This is a genomic window from Vibrio sp. CUB2, from assembly GCF_001557945.1.
In the GTDB taxonomy this organism is placed as follows: domain Bacteria; phylum Pseudomonadota; class Gammaproteobacteria; order Enterobacterales; family Vibrionaceae; genus Vibrio; species Vibrio owensii.
Genome location: NZ_LNRB01000024.1, coordinates 20,513 through 37,676, shown reverse-complemented (window position 1 = coordinate 37,676; position 17,164 = coordinate 20,513). Strand labels below are relative to the sequence as shown.

Genomic DNA, 17,164 nt, shown 5'->3' with positions numbered 1-17,164 from the left:
TTAAATAAATTATGGCTATTAAACGATAAAGTCCTCCATCACTGCTTATACTTATAACCGAGCCACCCAAGTTTTTATGCTTGGCGCGACTTGAACCGACAACCAAACAGTGACCGGAGGGAAACCATGGAACTGCGGAACAAGGCGGGCGACATTGCCAAAATTGCTGACAACCTCACCCTGAAAGAAATTACCGAGATGGGCTACACCGTTGATCTATGCGATGAAGCCTTTGACCCAGGCGAGCATTGGAAAGCAGAGGGGCAAACGCAAGGTATGGGCGAATACCCTGAGCAATAGTCTCTAAATACGCTTCAACAAGACAACAATCTTTCAGCCGAGTGAGTCATCGCTCGGCTTATTCGTCATCCAATTGCTCGTAGACCACTTCCCCTCTCAACACCGTCATGAGGACGCGAGCTTGGGCGATGTCTTCCGCTTTCAGTTGGGTGATGTCTTGATCCAATACAGCAAAGTCTGCCGATTTCCCGATATCTATTGAGCCAATTTCCTTTTCTAAACCCAAGCTGTAAGCCGGATGAATTGTGTAGGCATCGATCGCAGCTGAGACATTTGGCAATCCGGTTTCACCCATCACCAAACTATTGGAGATACCAACCAATGGGTTCAAATCATGCACATTCCAATCGCTGCTTAACGTCACGTTAGCTTCGCCATTATAAAGCGCACGCAGGTTCATCAAGGCTCTCGCTCGCTTAGCACCTAAGAAAGCTTCTGCCCATTGGTGATCATGATAAGCCACATAATCGGAGCCAACTTGAAAGTCCGCCGTGACACCTAACTTGGCAAACCTTGGCACGTCTTTGCTGTTCACCAATTCGACATGAGTCAAAGTGTAACGTCGCTGATTGCCCTGACTGCGCACCTTCTCAATTGCATCGAGTGATTCACGAATACCACCGTCACCGATAGCATGAATATGAGCGCTATAACCCAGTTTATCGAGCTTGCTTAGCCAGTCGGGCATCGCTTGTGGCGGAATGTAATTCAGCCCATAAGGAGAATCCGGCAGGTAAGTATCAAGATAAGGCGCAAGGGTTTTGGCTGTACCATTGATGAAGATGCCATCACTGTACATTTTGACTTGGTTCACCAGCAGCAAGCGAGAAGTATCGTCGGACTGAATGCCTTTCAAATACGACAGCTGAGAGTCCATGCTGTCAGTCGGATAGATCCATGGTCGCAAAGAGACGCGAGCGGTCAAATCGCCTCGTTTTTCACTCTCCTTCCACACTTCATACCAACCTCGCTTCCAATACATTCGCCCATCACCAATTGTGGTAATGCCGTAGAGCGCGGCTTCTTCTAATCCAGTCAACAAACCTTGGTAGCTCACCGCAAATTGCGCACTCATGCTGTTCCAAGCCAGTTCCATCACTAAATCACCAGCGTTACCGAGCAAGATGCCATTCAACTCACCAGTATCCGGATCTTTGAGAATGCGACCGCCTTGCGGATCGGGCGTGCTTTTATCAATGTTCGCCGCTTTCAGCGCAGCCGAGTTAACCCACATCGAGTGAGAGGTTTGCTCCATTAACACCACTGGCGTCTCAGGAAAGACTTCATCGATCACTTCCAAAGGCGTGCGCTGGTTTTCTTCCGACAAGGTCGCATCAAGCGTAAAACCGTACCCCATCAACCATTCGCCATCTTGGACAAACTCTTTACAGTCTTGCAGTTGTGGGATTTGCTCATCCAACAAGGTGCCAGCTTGCAATAAGCACGTACCGCCTGCTTCGGAAGCCGCCTCAAACACATGATTGTGATTATCGACAAAACCCGGCAACAAGTAGGTATCAGTCAAATCCACCACTTCCGTGCCTTCACCAACCCACATATGTGCCTTAGCTTTATCGCCAACAAAAGCAATCCGTCCATCATGCACGGCGACCGCGTCTGCTTTTGGGTGAACATAAATACCAGCGTTGATGTACACCACGTCTGCGGTTTGCTCAGCGGCATTAGCCCACGCGCTAAATACAGGCAGCAACGCAGCACCAAGAATCAATCTATGAGGAGTTAACATGACACCTTCCGTTGTATTCGCTAACACATTGAGTATATGCAAATTGATTTAGTTTGCTGTTGATGTCGTAATTTCTGTGGTGTTGGTTTAAAATTACAGAACAAAAGACCATATAATGAGAAGGTGAACAATGCGACGATACGACCAAGGCGATTTATGCCCTCATTGTGGTTTGATCATCATGATGCCAACCGACCTCTCAAACCAATGTTTAGGGTGTGGTAAAGAGATCAATCAGCATCAAGAATCGGATGAAGACGAGTAAGGCGCAGGTCTTACTCTGATTTGCTCGCTTGTGTTTCCTTCACAAATAAGTACATCTCTTCAAGGTAATTGCCATTTGCGCAGCCCCAGTCACTCACTTCAATAAATTCTTTGAGTAACTGATGACTCTCATCGCGAATCAATTTTTGGCGAAATGAGTTCCATCGAGCCAATTCCAAACGGTTCTTATCAGATACATAATGGTCGCCATAGCTTTCAATAAGCTTGTTGTAGGCGCTCCAACGTTCTTCTGGCGTCACTCCTTCACTCATAATGACGGCGCAGTTTTCCTCGATATTAAAAACTTGGTCATTGGTTGGTGTTGTTGCTGAACATCCCACCAAAGTCAGCCCCATTGTTAGAGCTGCGATTCTTGTTTTCATTATTGTTTTCCTTACTTTCAGCACCACTGCGAAAGACCGAATTTTATAAATAGAGAACGGCCATTACTAATCAAAAACGGAAAAATTTTGTGACTGACGTCTGCACATGTAAAAAGTGCGGTAAATTCCTGTTTACAAGCCATAAACATGACAAATGGATTTCGCATTCCTTTCTGCTGCTTATGCGTGCCATAATCAATGACGATAAAAACCTCAATAAAGCAAACATTTGAAGGATCAAAATGACTGCAACGGAATACCTAAACGACCTAAACCAACGTTACCTCGCTATCCATCGCACCAAAGAAGATTTCTTTTGGGAGACGTACATGGGTATCAGCGACGACCACGATGGTTCGACAAAAGCACAAACCGCTTGGACCAATTTCTTAAGCAACGCCGAGCAAATCTCTGCTATCAAAGCACAACTTGAAGCGGCTGAAACAATCGCTGATCCACAAGAGAAACAGCAAACGCAAATTGGTCTGCAAGGCTGGTTGGCAACGTTTGAATCGCATGCAATTGAAGGCGAACAAGCTCAAGCGCAAAAGAATGCTCTGATTGCATTTGAAGCCGAGTTGTTCGAGAAAAAGCAAAATCACGTTCTGACGTTTACCAATGAAAACGGTGAACAAACCGAGGGCTCTTTGCCAGTATTGTCTTCGACCATTCGTGCCAACAATCACGAAGAAGTGCGTCAGTCCGCGCACCAAACGCTGCTCGACCTTGAGCAATGGTTGCTGCAAAACGGCTTTATTGAGCTGATCAAACTGCGTAACCAATTCGCACGTTCTTTGGGCTACGAAACCTTCTTTGATTACTCAGTGAAGAAGACAGAAAAGATGAGCTCAGAACAACTGTTCAGCATCTTAGATGACTTTGAACAGCGCACGCGTGATGCCCACCTAAACAGCTTGGCAAACCTTGCTGAGCAGAAAGGTCAAGGCGCACTGACTGGCTACAACTTTGTGTACTCGTTCGCGGGTGATGTCATGCGTGACCTTGACCCGTACGTACCGTTCTCGAAGTCGCTACGTCGCTGGGTGGAATCGTTCGGTCGTCTTAACATCGAATACTCAGGCGCAGAGCTGACGCTAGACCTGCTTGATCGCAAAGGCAAATACCCGAACGGTTTCTGCCATGGTCCTATCCCATCGTTCTACAACCAAGGCGAATGGGTTGCCGCGCAGGTGAACTTCACCAGTAACGCTAAACCAGACCAAGTTGGCAGCGGCTACGATGGCATCAATACCTTGTTCCACGAAGGTGGTCACGCTGCGCATTTCGCTAACGTTAAGATGAACGCGCCGTGTTTCTCTCAAGAGTTCGCACCAACTTCTATGGCATACGCAGAAACACAATCCATGTTCTGTGACAGCCTGTTAACCGATGCCGATTGGCTCAAACAATACGCGTTGGACGCAGAAGGTAACCCAGTACCGGATGAGATCATTCAAGCGATGATCAACAGCCGTCAACCATTCAAAGCATACGAAGAGCGCAGCATTTTGGTTGTGCCGTATTTTGAACGTGCACTTTACCAATTAAGCGATGAAGAACTGACGCCAGAGCGCATCACTAAACTGGCACGCGATTGTGAAAAGCAAATTCTTGGTTTGGAATGCAGCCCACGCCCATTGATGGCAATTCCACACCTTCTGTCTGATGAAGCAGCGTGTGCCTACCACGGTTACTTGCTAGCACACATGGCGGTTTACCAGACTCGCGCTTACTTCCTCGACAAGTTTGGCTACCTGACTGACAACCCAGAGATTGGTCCGCTACTGGCGAAACATTACTGGCATGCGGGTAATCACCTATCGCACAACGAGACTATCGTTAGCCTAACGGGTGAGGGCTTTAACGCTAAGTATCTGGCAGACGTGTGTAACCTATCGCCAGAACAAGCATGGGAAGTTCAGCAGAAGAAAATTGCCTCGTTGCAAACTCGTGAACGTGCTCCTGTGGCATCGTTAAATGCCAGTATCAAGGTGGTAGATGGCAGCAAAGAGCTTGCGAGCAATACGGTCTCAGACGAGCAGATGTGCGAGCAGTTTGAGCGCTACATCCAGGAGACTTACGGTCGATAAGCGAAACCAAGAGCTAGGGTATACTCCTAGCTCTTTTTCTATCAGGGAAGCAACCATGTACCAAGATATCCTGACTTTCTGGTTTGAAGAACTGGAACCAAAAGACTGGTTTGTGAGCAACGCCGACGTCGATAAACAAATCGAAACGCGCTTTCTCACCACCTTAGAGCAAGCCGCTCAATCTGAATTGTTTGACTGGCGAGAGACAGCGCAAGGTCGACTCGCAGAGATCATTGTGCTCGACCAATTCTCTCGCAATGTTTACCGCAATACACCCAAAGCATTCGCTCAAGATGCCCTCGCGCTTGCCTTGTCACAAGAGGCAATTCGTTTAGGCTTAGACCAAGAATTGACGGACGTTGAACGCAGCTTCTTGTACATGCCATTTATGCACAGTGAATCTAAGCGAATTCATGAAGAGGCAGAGAAGCTGTTCAAAGCTCTTGGGCGAGAATCTAATTACGAGTTCGAGCTAAAGCATAAAGTGATCATCGATCGCTTTGGTCGCTACCCACACCGCAATACGATTTTAGGCCGTGATAGCACCGCAGAAGAAGTGGAATTCTTACAACAGCCGGGGTCCAGTTTTTAAGCAAGCACACCTGCCAACTGAAAACGAACTATTACACCAAGCATAAAGCCTTTTGCTCTCTTAAGGCTTTGTGTATCGTACTTGCCTTACGTAGCTTGTTTAGCTCGAGCTCAACTTCAAATGACTCAATCCAAATATTAAGGTAACGCAATGATCACATGGCCTTGTTTGCTCAAACTCGATGGCGACGACGAACTGGTGTACTTAGCTTCATCAGAGCAGTTAAACGCCGAGTGCCAAGCATTGATTTGGGGTCAGGATGACATTGTGATTGATACGCAAGGCCATTGCTTTGCATTGAGAAATGGTGCTAATAACACGGTGGAATTGGACCTTTTGCCACAAACATTGAGCGTACAGCAAGTGACAGAACTTATTCAAAAACACGAGTTTGCCCAAGCGCAGCGCTGCATCATCAAAATCCATTTTACTTCCGTCCAACAAGCGATTGAGGCCTTAGCTGATTAACAATTGCGCCCTTGCTTTCGTACAACGAAAAATCCCCTCAATAACCATTGTCAGCACCGAAAACCGTGCGTATACTCCGCGCCCGGTTAGATAGGTTCTCCTTTCACGATGAAATGGAACCGAACCAGCTTTCAATCGGCTGCAAAATGGAAACTTGCCCCAAGGAACAGGGCCCAGCGTAACTGTTAGCGTTTACGGGCTTTGAATTCGACTTCGGGTAAAGACAACATTTTGCACTCTCCGCAATGTTGCCTCTGCACGCGTGCGTCTTTTTCACGGCTCGCTCAAATACAGATACATAGCAAGGTAACATAATGCAAATCATCTTCAGCTTGGCCGGCGTATTGGCCTTGTTGGCGTGTGCTTACGCACTTTCTGATAGTCGTCGCGACATCAACTGGCGCACCGTAATCGGCGCATTCTCTCTTCAAGCCGGTTTTGCGGCACTAGTGCTCTACTTCCCTCTCGGGCAATCCATGTTAGGCTCCATCAGCAACGGCGTATCCGGGCTCCTCTCATTCGCAGACGAAGGCATCGGGTTTGTTTTTGGCGAACTCGCAACGGGCAATTTCATCTTCGCAATTCGCGTACTCCCTCTTATCATTTTCCTCTCCGCTATCATCTCAATGCTCTACTACTTGGGCGTGATGCAAGCTCTTATCAAAGTCATCGGTGGTGCTATCCATCGCCTACTGGGTACTTCTCAAGTCGAATCTCTTGCTGCAACCAGCAACATCTTCCTATCCATGTGTGAAGCCTCTTTGGTGGTTCGTCCGTTCTTGGCCAACATGACTCGCTCTGAGCTGTTCGCTGTAATGGTTGGCGGTATGGCGTCTGTGGCAGGTTCCGTACTAGGCGGATACGCAGCACTGGGTATTGAGCTGAAATACCTTATCGCAGCGAGCTTTATGGCGGCGCCGGGTGGCTTGTTGATGGCGAAGATCTTAGTGCCAGAACGTGAAGTATCGGCGCATCAAGGCGCGATTCAGCTAGAGAAAAGCGAAGATTCCAACATAGTTGATGCCTTAGCTTCTGGTGCGATGAACGGCGTAAAAGTGGCAGTTGCAGTGGGCACCATGCTGATTGCTTTTGTCAGCGTCATCGCGATGGTCAACGCAGGCTTCGAAACCGTGGGCAACTGGTTTGGTTACGAAGACGTAACGCTGCAATTGATCTTTGGCTACCTGTTCGCGCCACTGGCGTTTTTTGCTGGTATCCCGATGAATGAAATCCTAACTGCAGGTTCGCTGATCGGTCAGAAGACGATTCTGAATGAGTTCGTGGCCTTCCTTGATTTCGTCAACGTGAAAGAAACCCTTTCAGCACATAGCCAAATCATCATCACTTTCGCACTGTGTGGTTTTGCTAACATCGGCTCTATCGCGATTCAACTGGGTTCAATTAACGCAATGGCACCAGAGCGACGCCAAGAAGTGGCGAAACTTGGCTTCCGTGCCGTTATTGCGGCTGCCCTTGCCAACATGATGAGTGCAGCGCTAGCAGGCTTGTTTATAGCCTTGTAATCACCCTCTCATTCCAATTGAAGCCCACCATCGCGTGGGCTTTTTTGTCGATCCAAAAACATAAGCATCTGAACTTGCATACTTTCTCATTTTGAGACTCATAATCACTAAAAACAGCGGAGTGATTCTTGCTACCTCAACCTTTTGGCTTTGAAGAAATTGACATGCAAGATAAAGTTCGCCAACTGGATGCGCAGCAAACCACCTCCTTTGACACGGAATACATCGACAAAGATATGTTTGAAGTGCTAACCAAACAACTCAACATGCTCTACCCTACACAACAGCCTTTTCATCTACTCGATGTAGGTGGCGGGAATGGAATGTATGCCGACAAGGTTTTGAATCATTATCCTAGCGCTCAAGTCACGCTTATCGAACCAGAAGCGTCACTCATCTCTAAAAACCGCCCCAACCCAAAAAAGCACCTTGTCTGTCACCTTTTCCAAGATGCCGCGCTTGAAAGCAGTTTTGATATCATCCAGTTCAACTGGGTTTTGCATCATTTTGTCACCGACACCTATCAGTCCACCAAGCAAGTCCAGCAAGAGGCTCTGCATTGTGCCTACCGACATTTAACCTCAGGCGGCTTAGTTGTCGTATTTGAAAACTTCTATGAAGGGCTTCTAGTGAACAACCTACCTAGTTCACTGATTTATCAATCGACCTCATCCAAGCTACTTGCACCGATCACTCAACGACTAGGAGCAAACACTGCAGGCGTTGGGGTCTGCTTTCATAGCCGCACGACTTGGCACGACATGATCATTGAAGCGGGCTTTAAAACCGTATTGCACGTTCCCTTTTATGCCTTTGGCAACTTAAGCAATCTCAAGGCCAAAGCGTTACATTTACGAAAACAAAATGTGGGGCTATTGATTGGTAAAAAGTAGCTGGTCTGCCAATAAAATTTGCTAGTCTGTCACGGTGAATTATGTGGATGGTGAAGTCGCTTATGAACAAGGTCGTATTAGTATTTGGTGGACTAGGGAACGCTAAATCGTCTGTGGTGGGTTTGTATGAAAGCCTTCTGCACACCCTAAGCTCTCGCTTTGATATCGTCGCTATCGATCCTGCAGTTCAACATCCCAAGTCCTTTGTATCTCAGTTCCAATTCCCTTACTCCGCTTGCTACGCCAATCTTAATGCGTTTTTACAGGCTCACTCACATACTGATGTTGCTGCGGCCTTCGTTCTCACGCCAGTTGGCACACATCTCTCCATCATTGAACACGTGAGAGATGCTATCCACACTCAAGGCCTTCTGTTTGTGGTTGAGAAACCGTCTTTCTCATTGGCTGAAATTGACAGAGGCTTTAACCAAGTCATCCCTGAGCTTAAACGTCGCGGGGCACAATTTTACTTTATCGATACGGCTTTGGTTGCTCCATCGCTTGAAGCGCTTTTTGTTGGCTCACCTATCGCACTGCCTGACGGAGTGCCCAGTAAGATCATTGCGATTGCTGCCGATAACCCCATCGACACTCATGAAGCAATCCAAGGCTTCCGTTTTGAAAACCGAATTGAATTACTCAACGCCAGAAAACTACTTAACTTAACCACCAGCGGAGGAGGTGGTTACGGCTTTGATATGGGCATCCACGCAATTGCAGGATTGGTGCGTTACCTGCATAAATCCAGCATAGGTGACTCGCTGGTTGAACTAAAACAAATCTGTGCCGAACGGATTAGTGAATCGCAATTGGAGTACACACAAGGCGCTGAAACTCATCTCTATGTCGAAGGCGAACTTGCTTCACTGGAGGGCAACATTGAAGTAGTGATTGAGGCAGGAAAAGCGGGGGATATCTGGGACAGACGGTTAGAGCTGCACTATCCGAAGCGCGTCATCGCGATTGGTTTTGGCACACTCAAACATCCCCCGTATCTGTGGGAGAAAAGCCCCGATGGTATCAAGAGCACCACATTTGATGTCTCAGGCTCAGGTTATGCAATGCACTTTAACGACATCCTCTGCGCGCTTGGTTTTGATGCTAAACCACGACTCTCACAGCAAGAGAGCGAAGCCTTGATGTCACAATCGATGAACTTGCTAAGCAGCGTCTTTGACGCCATCGGCGATACCCACCAAGCTCGCGAACAAAACATTGTCGTAGTGGATGCACACACACCTAAATACTTATCAGAAGCAGAGTTAGAGATCAGGAAAGAGCTTAGCCAATACCTCGACCTTTTGATTCTTTGATTAAAGACCTTCCCTGTATTTCTGACTTAACTCATTTCAATTAAGTGATATAGTTTCTATTCATACCCTTCAATTTGTAAGTTGAATGATAGGAATATCATGATAAATCTATCCCACTTAATCAAAAATGATATGAACCTGCTGATTTGTCTGTACGTTTTACTGCAAGAACGCAGCGTAAGCAGAACCGCAGAGAAACTATTCTTATCTCAATCGGCCGTCAGTAAACAGCTTACTAAGTTACGCCAAGAGTTTGATGACCCTTTATTCGAGCGAGAATCCAAAGGTTTATTGCCGACCCCAAAAGCGCTGGCATTAGAAAGCAAACTGCAACAAATCCTGATGCAAATTGATCAGCTTCGTGAACCAGAAGAATTTGACCCAGAACGCTCGACACGTGTTTTTAGCATCGACCTTATTGAAACCGCCTACTCCACGATTTACCCCCGTTTTCTGCCTCAAGCCTTATCCAGTGCGCCAAGGATCACGATAAAAAGTGAGGATTGGAGTAACGGCAGCATTACTCGACTACAAAGAAGAGAGATCGATTTTGGTGTGGGTATCTTTGAGTTTGATGCCCGTTCTAAAACCCATGTCGATACCATCCCCGACACACTGAATTATGCCGAACTCATGCGTGACACCTCTGCTTGTATCATGCGAAAAGGACACCCTGCGTTAGAGGAAAAGTGGAACCTCAATCCCTTCTTGAAATACCGCCACATTCAAGTCATCACTGGTGGCGTATCTAGTTGGCTATTACATGAAGTTTTGGATACGAAACGACTGCGCATTGATAACGCCGTCAACATGTCCGATATTTCCAGCGCAGTGAAACTGTGTGAGAAGAGCGACTTATTACTCACCTATCCTTACAAAAGCATCCGCGAGTTCGAAGGCAAATCGGATATTGTGATTAAGCCGCTCCCAATCGAGATGGAACCAGGCGGGTTCTTTCTACTTTGGAACAAACAACTCGACAATGACCCAAGCCATAAATGGTTAAGAGAGCTCATCGTCAGTCAGTCCTATGCCTAATCACAAAGCCTGTAACCAAAGTAGAAAGTACAAAGCTAAGAGTTGATGTACTTTAAATGAACATTCAAACGCCAAAAATAGAGTGCTTGCAAAGCGATAACAGAGAATGTCGAAAGTAATTCAACGATAAAATAATGTTGAGCGCCAAAGTCGAAAGAGACGATAGCCATCCCAACAAGCACAGATAAAGCGACAAATCTAAACGACAAAGGGATAGATAAAGCGATAGAGCGAAGAATGTAGGTTTTACCATCTCTATTATTCGTTCTATACGTGACTATTACACCCAAAATTGACACAACTAAGATACCAATCGCCTCGGTTATCATAACTTCATTGCTTACATACGGCGCCAAGAACATCAAGTAAGGTGTCACCGTATAAAAGATTAAGAATATTAAAGCGTATTTTATCCAATCACTGTCTGGCACTTTGTTGTCTTTTAGTTCCTCAGACAGCTTTGATGTTTTCCAAATGTACAAATTATTATTCCTTTTATGTGAGCTCAGATTGAAGGCTCGCCTAAAACCCTAACTACCAACGTTCAAACACAACTAGTTAATATCAATAAAAACAGATAACTAGCAGCAACTTCGGCCAGAAGTTTACCTCACCAAACCATTCGCGATCGATATAAAACAACCCAAAACACAAAGAAATTTATAAGATAACCATTTAATAAGCATGCAGGATACGCTTGTTTACCCTTCTCTCCATTATTTGATAACAAAAAATTATTATCTTAAAAATTATTGATAATTTCATGTAATCAAAATTTCTCCATATACTCTCCTCCATCGAAACGAAACACGAATTAAACATCGCAATTTTTTGGAGCAGAATTATGAAAATGAATCACGTAGGCATCATGGTTGGCGATATGGACAAAGCAGTAGAGTTCTACACTAAAGCGCTTGGTCTTCGCATCGTAATGAACAACACAAAAGTTATCGAAGAGCGCGAATCAGCAATCGGTCGTATGTGTATCGCTGTATTCGGTGAAGGCTTCAAAGGCTTCAACATCGCTCACCTAGTGACGTCTGACGGTATCGGTGTTGAGTTGTTTGAAATGAAAGAGCGTCAAGAACGTCACGAAGTCGACTTCTCTCGCCTAGGCATCTTCCACTTCTGTCTACAAGTAGCAAAAGAGCAGTTCCCACAAACGATCAAACGCATTGAAGAGTTTGGTGGTAAAGCTCGCATGGACATCATGCGCTACCACCCAGAAGACGACAGCAAACAAGCTCAAATGATCTACATGGAAGACCCGTTTGGTAACCTATTCGAGCTTTACTCACACACTTACGAAGAAACTTACGCGTCTGATTACGAATAATTGAATGCTAAAGAATCAGAAAGGGTTGGCCTAGTGCCAACCCTTTTTTGTTTATTAAACTTATTTCTTATGATCTTAATCGACATACAGAACGGTGACCCGTTATATTATTATTGTTTTTAGCTATTAAATATAAACAGAGGCTTAATCGTGGAATTCTTATACTTGCCACATTTCTTAATTGGCTCAATTGCAGCTCTATTCATTGTAATACTCCTTTTGATAAAGAGAGGCAGCAACGCCAAAAATCAACTTAGACTCACTCAATCCGAGCTTTCTCAAGCTAACTCTATAATTGATAACTATCGCCAAACAACTTCCGAACAAAAGAAAACCATTGAAAACAACACAATCCAGATCACCGAGGCAACCGAGCGTCTTGATGAGTACAAGATAAGATTCTCGAAAATTTTTGATACTGAGGCTGAATGTCACAATATAAAAAATGCTCTGGAAATTGCTAAAGAGGAAATCGAGGCTCGAGCGAGAAAGACTCTTGAAAACTTAGAGTCTAAAAAGAATCAAACCGTTGAGGAGCAGCGATTAACTGAATTAAAAATAAATGAGTTACGTACTGACTACAAAAGCAAAAAGCTAACCTATGATGCTTTGAGCAGGCAGATTGCTATTTTTAGAGACGATATTGAACTAATAGAACTTGGCTTCTATGAACCAAAATTTGACTTCGATGCCTCAGAGAAATTCAAAGAAGAAATCAAAAAGTGCAAAGACCGACAAAAAGCTTTGATGAGAGAAAAATCATCTAGCGGTGCTATTTTTTGCTATCGAGAATGGACCGTCGACGGTTCACGTTCTGAAGGCAAGAAGATGACGGACAAGAGCATTCGACTTACTGCTAGAGCCTTTAACAACGAATGTGAAGCAGCAATTGCTAACTGTACATGGAAAAACGTCGTCAAAATGCAAGAGCGTATTAGAAAGGCTTTTACTGCAATCAACCAACTTAATGAGCCGAATGCCATTTCCATCACGGACAAGTACTTAAAAGAAAAGCTCAAAGAACTTCAACTGACCTATGAATATCGCGAGAAAAAACAACAAGAGAAAGTTGAACAAGCAGAGATAAAGGCACAAATGCGAGAAGAGGCTAAGGTTGAAGCCGAAATTAAAAAAGCTGAAGCAGAAGCCATAAAGGAAGAAAAGCGCTTCCAAAAAGCTCTCGATACCGCAAGAAAAGAACTAGAGCAAGCCAGTGACGAGCTAAAGCTAGAGCTTGAACAACAGATAGCAAAACTACAAGCCAACCTGAAGGAAGCAGAGCTCAAGCATCAACGAGCTCAATCAATGGCAGAGCAGACAAAACAGGGGCATGTTTACGTTATTTCAAATATCGGCTCTTTTGGCGAAGACATATATAAAATAGGTATGACACGTCGACTTGAACCAATGGATCGCGTCAAAGAACTCGGGGATGCTTCTGTACCATTCACGTTTGATGTACACGCAATGATTCATACTGATGATGCTCCGACATTAGAGAAGAAGCTACATGAAGTCTTCGATTCTCGCCGATTAAACATGATTAACAGACGAAAAGAGTTCTTCAATGTCACACTAAACGAAATACAGGAAGCTGCGCAATCCTTCTCAAACCATGAGATAGAGTTCGTAAAGACTGCCGTTGCTCAAGAGTATTATGAAACTCAGGCAATGAAGAAACAGGAACAAATGAAGGAGTACGGTGTTTCAGAAGAAGCAGAGAGCGCAAATAACTTACCAAGTTTCGCCGATGCTATTTAAGTAAGCACTCTATAACATCAACCCCACCTAACCTCCCCTTGGTCTCAGCTTCGGCGATCAAAATACATCGAGAGTAAAGGGGAGGAACTGTCCAAGCTTGTTAAAGAGAGATTCCTGATGTCGCCTAGGCTCCTCGGAATGACGACGTTAAGGTGCAGTGCTAAAGACTGTCATTCTCGAGAGCGACGAAGGAGCGAGTCGGGAATCTCTGGTTAGGGCGAGGCAACATATTTTCTCGATTCTTATTAGTCCAAAAGTAGCCCCCTACAGCTCCCCCTTGGACACTAAATGCAAATGCTGAGCAAACAATGTCAATACAAGGGGGAGTTGGAGGGGGTTGCGAGTAAGAAACACAACCCTAAGATCGCTATATCAAAAAGATCCCGAGATACGTCATCACAACAATACCGAGCAAGAACTCAGACAAGGGCTCTCTGACCATCTTTAATTGAATAAAACGACTGAACCGAGTAGATACGACAAAATCGCCCCCTCCCCAATCCAAACTCTTGAGGTTAAAACACAGACTGAGGAATAAAAGGTGACTGGCTGTCACGATGCGGGCATGGAAGAAATCCTCCGCGCCAATTGCAATAACAAAGGAGGCAATATGGCAAATCGCAAGCGTCAGTTTTGGTAAAACAGAACGATACTCCACCAACAGCAATTGCATTAACCAAAAGCCATAAATCAGTTTTAATTGCCAAGGCACCGCCTCGCCAAACAACAGAATGCTCCCTTCACCTAGCAGAGTGGTTTGCGCACCAATGTGTATCCAATATGCAATCGCCGCCGCCAACACCATCGATATCAGTGCCGATAAGTAAGCCTGCTTTTTGATTTGCACCATGATAAATCCAGCGGACTGCAAGACAAAAAACACGACCAAGCCTTTGTCGACGTATTCCACGCTTACCCACTGGCTCACAGCGAGGAAACATAACAGATTAAAGCCTGTTTCTAGACAAAGGATACGCTTTATCTCATTGGCATTTTCTACTGGCTTCGTCAGCGGCCAAAACAACACCGGCAACATGAGTGTCAGCACAAATGTCAGCCACACAGAGCTTTGCACAAGCAGATAAAAACCACTGCCATAAACTAAGCAAAGTATCAGAAACAGCCCACATGATAATGGGGAGTAGACCAGTGACTTCATTGACTCTCCTCACTCTCAGAGAGGGCTTGCGCAGCCACATCCATCGCACATAGATTGGCGGTTTCAATGCAGCGCTCCAGCGTAACAGGGACTCGCCAAGTTTGCCTTGGATCAGACAAGTACTCGCCGCTTAAGAAGACGTTAGAGAAGTTTTTCACGGTAGTCGAGAGCGTACTCTGAGCCGTTGGTTGCGTTAATGTATGTTGCAAGACCCAGCAACGAGGCTGGCCACTTTCATTGATAACGATATCACCATGAAAGTGATCGGCATACAAAGCATCCCGCTCTTGCGGCGAGACCATTTTTGCCCCTAGCCCCACTCTGAAACCTTTGTAGGCCGAGTGATCCAGTAAATCTAGTTGTCCGAAAAGTTGAAACAATAGCTCATCTTTAACTTGCTGCTCTGTACAAGACAGCATCGGTTTTTGATAAAGAAGGCCAAGCGCATTATCAAGGTCGGTTGCCGTCACCGACAAACAGGTCATCTCGCCTCGGGGCGTATTTCGCGTGGTCACGTGATAACTCAACCCCCAAGGAGAATCGAGGACCAAACCAACCGTCCTACTCTTCAATACCGCAGGTACCCGTGAAAAGTAGAACTGGAATCCGTGACTCAACACATAGTCATAACTCAGAGCAGGGCTTGTCTCAGCGAGTAGAGATTGTGTCACGTGAGCCGGTAGTGCAAACACATAATAATCGGCCAAAACGGTACTATCGGTATGAAGTCGAACGCCTTCAATTCGTGTTCGGGCCTTATTGGGGTATATGGCTTGTGCTTTGTAGCCTAAATGAAATTGAACGCCCTGTTTTTGTAGATGGTGAGTCAGCGGGTTAATCAGCGCATCGCTAATTGGTTTGTCCATTCCCAAGCTGTAGGCGTCTGGAGCAAATGGATGTAACTCTCCTTCTTTATTGTTGAGTAAATCCAAAATAGCCAGTGCGGGCGTATCATCGGTTGCACCGATCCATCCGAGCAATACAGATCTCAAGAAGATAGCAAGCTTGGGACGGGTATCGTAGGAGAAGAAATCACGAACAGAAACGCCGAGCAAATCTTCTGTCGAGTAAGGAGCTTGTAGCCGTTGCTTAAACCAAAGCGTGTCCTTCACGGGCACTTGAGAATAGAGCATCGAATAAGCTGATTTCGCATCATCCCACAACTTTTCTAGGCGAGTGAAATAGCTACGCTGAAACGGGATCGTCTTATTACTTTGAGCCCAAGAGAATTGAACAACATTTTGAGGATAGAGTGAATCTAAACAACTCCCTGACTCTGAGGGGATTTCTTTAAGAAAGTTAATCAGGTTGTAGTTTTTAGCGAAGAACTGTCGATGTGTGAGCTCATGCACCACGCCGCCATCATCTACCGTACCAATGCACTTGCCTCCGGTGTAGAGCTCCTTGTCGTAAACGGCAACATCAAAACCTTGCTTTATACAATTATGCGCGACGGCTAAGCCTGAAATTCCCGCGCCAAAAATCGCGACTTTCGGGCGAGAGCGGCCTGCGCTAGCGCAAGCCTCAACCTCCCCTTCACTAATAGAATGGCAAATCATCTTCTCACCTCGAACTATCGGTGAAAGTTCACATGATTCGCGATTTCTACACGATATAGGTCGTGATTCGGAAGTTGCTCAAGCACGCCACTGATGTCCAGTTCAAACGGGCTATTTGCCAGTGAGCGGCACATAATCAGATCATCACCTACAATCATCACTTTTGGTGTCGCCCCCTCCCACACCAGTTGTGCTGATAAGTTTAAATCACTGATGTTAATGCCACAGTCATAAGTGCGAGAGCGTAAAACACCATTTTCTACTTCGTAACCACCAACCAACACAATGGGATGCTGAACAGTAGGAAAGACGATTGGATCGTTTACCTCTGCAGCGGGTTGAGTCGGAAAAGTAATCGCATCTTCAGCGTGAACCAGAGAAGCAGCAAGAAGGGTCACGAAGCCAAGAACGTTTTTCATTATAGTTTTCTCCATTTTTATATTTATTGCGGGAATGTTCCCAAACGAGAATGTATATCAATTGCGAACTTATCACTATTGGCTTAACTCGTTTAATTCTGTAAGAGATATGCCATTGAAAAAATCTTCACCAAAAAAGATAAAATCATTAAATATCATCAACTTTAAAAAACAAAAGAAGCAATAAAGAAAGAAATTATGGGAAAAATGAAGGAGTAAACATTTATGGGAATAGGAGAATTTTCAAAAAAGAGAGAAAAAAGTGATAAACGCAGCCAATTACATCAACTTTAAGTGATAGAAAACCCAAATAGTTATT

At 45.3% G+C, this 17,164-nt stretch carries 17 protein-coding genes; 11 read left to right on the top strand and 6 right to left on the bottom strand.

The features are described 5' to 3' along the window. Positions 1-126: 126 nt before the first annotated feature. Positions 127-300: a hypothetical protein gene (locus ATB78_RS29645; protein WP_009706819.1), complete on the top strand. Its 174-nt coding sequence runs from the start codon at positions 127-129 to the stop codon at positions 298-300. 58 nt (positions 301-358) lie between these two features. Here ATB78_RS29645 and ATB78_RS25250 read toward each other — a convergent pair whose 3' ends face one another. Then, positions 359-2,047 (bottom strand): amidohydrolase, encoded by a 1,689-nt coding sequence (locus tag ATB78_RS25250; protein ID WP_061010929.1) that lies wholly within the window; start codon positions 2,045-2,047, stop codon positions 359-361. A gap of 130 nt (positions 2,048-2,177) precedes the next feature. On the opposite strand from ATB78_RS25250, the gene ATB78_RS30290 reads away from it, so the two are divergent. Beyond that, positions 2,178-2,312, top strand: coding sequence for a hypothetical protein (locus tag ATB78_RS30290; RefSeq protein WP_258070912.1), 135 nt, complete (start codon positions 2,178-2,180; stop codon positions 2,310-2,312). Between the two features lie 10 nt (positions 2,313-2,322). Here ATB78_RS30290 and ATB78_RS25245 read toward each other — a convergent pair whose 3' ends face one another. After that, a complete protein-coding gene (locus ATB78_RS25245) occupies positions 2,323-2,694 on the bottom strand; it encodes a hypothetical protein (RefSeq protein WP_033005074.1) in 372 nt (123 codons plus the stop codon). Positions 2,695-2,936: 242 nt separating this feature from the next. Between ATB78_RS25245 and ATB78_RS25240 the strand changes: the two genes are divergently transcribed. From ATB78_RS25240 to ATB78_RS25210, 7 genes are all read left to right on the top strand, one after another. Next, the gene (locus tag ATB78_RS25240; RefSeq protein WP_061010928.1) at positions 2,937-4,784 is read left to right on the top strand and encodes a M3 family metallopeptidase; all 1,848 of its coding nucleotides are present in this window, start codon (positions 2,937-2,939) and stop codon (positions 4,782-4,784) included. A 55-nt stretch (positions 4,785-4,839) separates the two neighbouring features. Continuing rightward, entirely contained in the window at positions 4,840-5,376 is a 537-nt protein-coding gene (locus ATB78_RS25235) for a DUF924 family protein (RefSeq protein ID WP_050910031.1), read from the top strand. A 150-nt stretch (positions 5,377-5,526) separates the two neighbouring features. Then, positions 5,527-5,844, top strand: coding sequence for a DUF4144 family protein (locus ATB78_RS25230; RefSeq protein WP_010645482.1), 318 nt, complete (start codon positions 5,527-5,529; stop codon positions 5,842-5,844). Between the two features lie 314 nt (positions 5,845-6,158). Beyond that, positions 6,159-7,367 carry a NupC/NupG family nucleoside CNT transporter gene (locus tag ATB78_RS25225; protein ID WP_061010927.1) on the top strand — a complete coding sequence of 403 codons (1,209 nt, stop codon included), beginning with the start codon at positions 6,159-6,161 and terminating at the stop codon, positions 7,365-7,367. A 164-nt stretch (positions 7,368-7,531) separates the two neighbouring features. Continuing rightward, on the top strand, positions 7,532-8,260 hold the full coding sequence (locus tag ATB78_RS25220; RefSeq protein WP_047477074.1) for a class I SAM-dependent methyltransferase: 729 nt from the start codon (positions 7,532-7,534) through the stop codon (positions 8,258-8,260). A 62-nt stretch (positions 8,261-8,322) separates the two neighbouring features. Further along, positions 8,323-9,573: a hypothetical protein gene (locus ATB78_RS25215; RefSeq protein ID WP_061010956.1), complete on the top strand. Its 1,251-nt coding sequence runs from the start codon at positions 8,323-8,325 to the stop codon at positions 9,571-9,573. A gap of 99 nt (positions 9,574-9,672) precedes the next feature. Then, positions 9,673-10,611 carry a LysR family transcriptional regulator gene (locus ATB78_RS25210; RefSeq protein WP_061010926.1) on the top strand — a complete coding sequence of 313 codons (939 nt, stop codon included), beginning with the start codon at positions 9,673-9,675 and terminating at the stop codon, positions 10,609-10,611. A gap of 35 nt (positions 10,612-10,646) precedes the next feature. Here ATB78_RS25210 and ATB78_RS25205 read toward each other — a convergent pair whose 3' ends face one another. Then, positions 10,647-11,093 (bottom strand): hypothetical protein, encoded by a 447-nt coding sequence (locus ATB78_RS25205; protein WP_010645458.1) that lies wholly within the window; start codon positions 11,091-11,093, stop codon positions 10,647-10,649. A gap of 362 nt (positions 11,094-11,455) precedes the next feature. Between ATB78_RS25205 and ATB78_RS25200 the strand changes: the two genes are divergently transcribed. Together ATB78_RS25200 and ATB78_RS25195 are read left to right on the top strand one after the other, a co-directional pair. Next, positions 11,456-11,947, top strand: coding sequence for a VOC family protein (locus tag ATB78_RS25200; RefSeq protein ID WP_005428296.1), 492 nt, complete (start codon positions 11,456-11,458; stop codon positions 11,945-11,947). A 150-nt stretch (positions 11,948-12,097) separates the two neighbouring features. Continuing rightward, positions 12,098-13,708, top strand: a complete 1,611-nt coding sequence (locus ATB78_RS25195; protein ID WP_240537441.1) for a DUF4041 domain-containing protein — start codon at positions 12,098-12,100, stop codon at positions 13,706-13,708. A gap of 367 nt (positions 13,709-14,075) precedes the next feature. Here ATB78_RS25195 and ATB78_RS25190 read toward each other — a convergent pair whose 3' ends face one another. Genes ATB78_RS25190 through ATB78_RS25180 form a run of 3 tightly spaced genes read right to left on the bottom strand, consistent with a single transcriptional unit; the run spans position 14,076 to position 16,845 of the window. Beyond that, positions 14,076-14,867, bottom strand: a complete 792-nt coding sequence (locus ATB78_RS25190; RefSeq protein WP_050919582.1) for a hypothetical protein — start codon at positions 14,865-14,867, stop codon at positions 14,076-14,078. Next, entirely contained in the window at positions 14,864-16,426 is a 1,563-nt protein-coding gene (locus tag ATB78_RS25185) for an NAD(P)-binding protein (RefSeq protein ID WP_061010925.1), read from the bottom strand. Before ATB78_RS25185 ends, ATB78_RS25190 begins: the two co-directional genes overlap by 4 nt. A gap of 14 nt (positions 16,427-16,440) precedes the next feature. Then, the gene (locus ATB78_RS25180; protein ID WP_061010924.1) at positions 16,441-16,845 is read right to left on the bottom strand and encodes a hypothetical protein; all 405 of its coding nucleotides are present in this window, start codon (positions 16,843-16,845) and stop codon (positions 16,441-16,443) included. Positions 16,846-17,164: the final 319 nt, after the last annotated feature.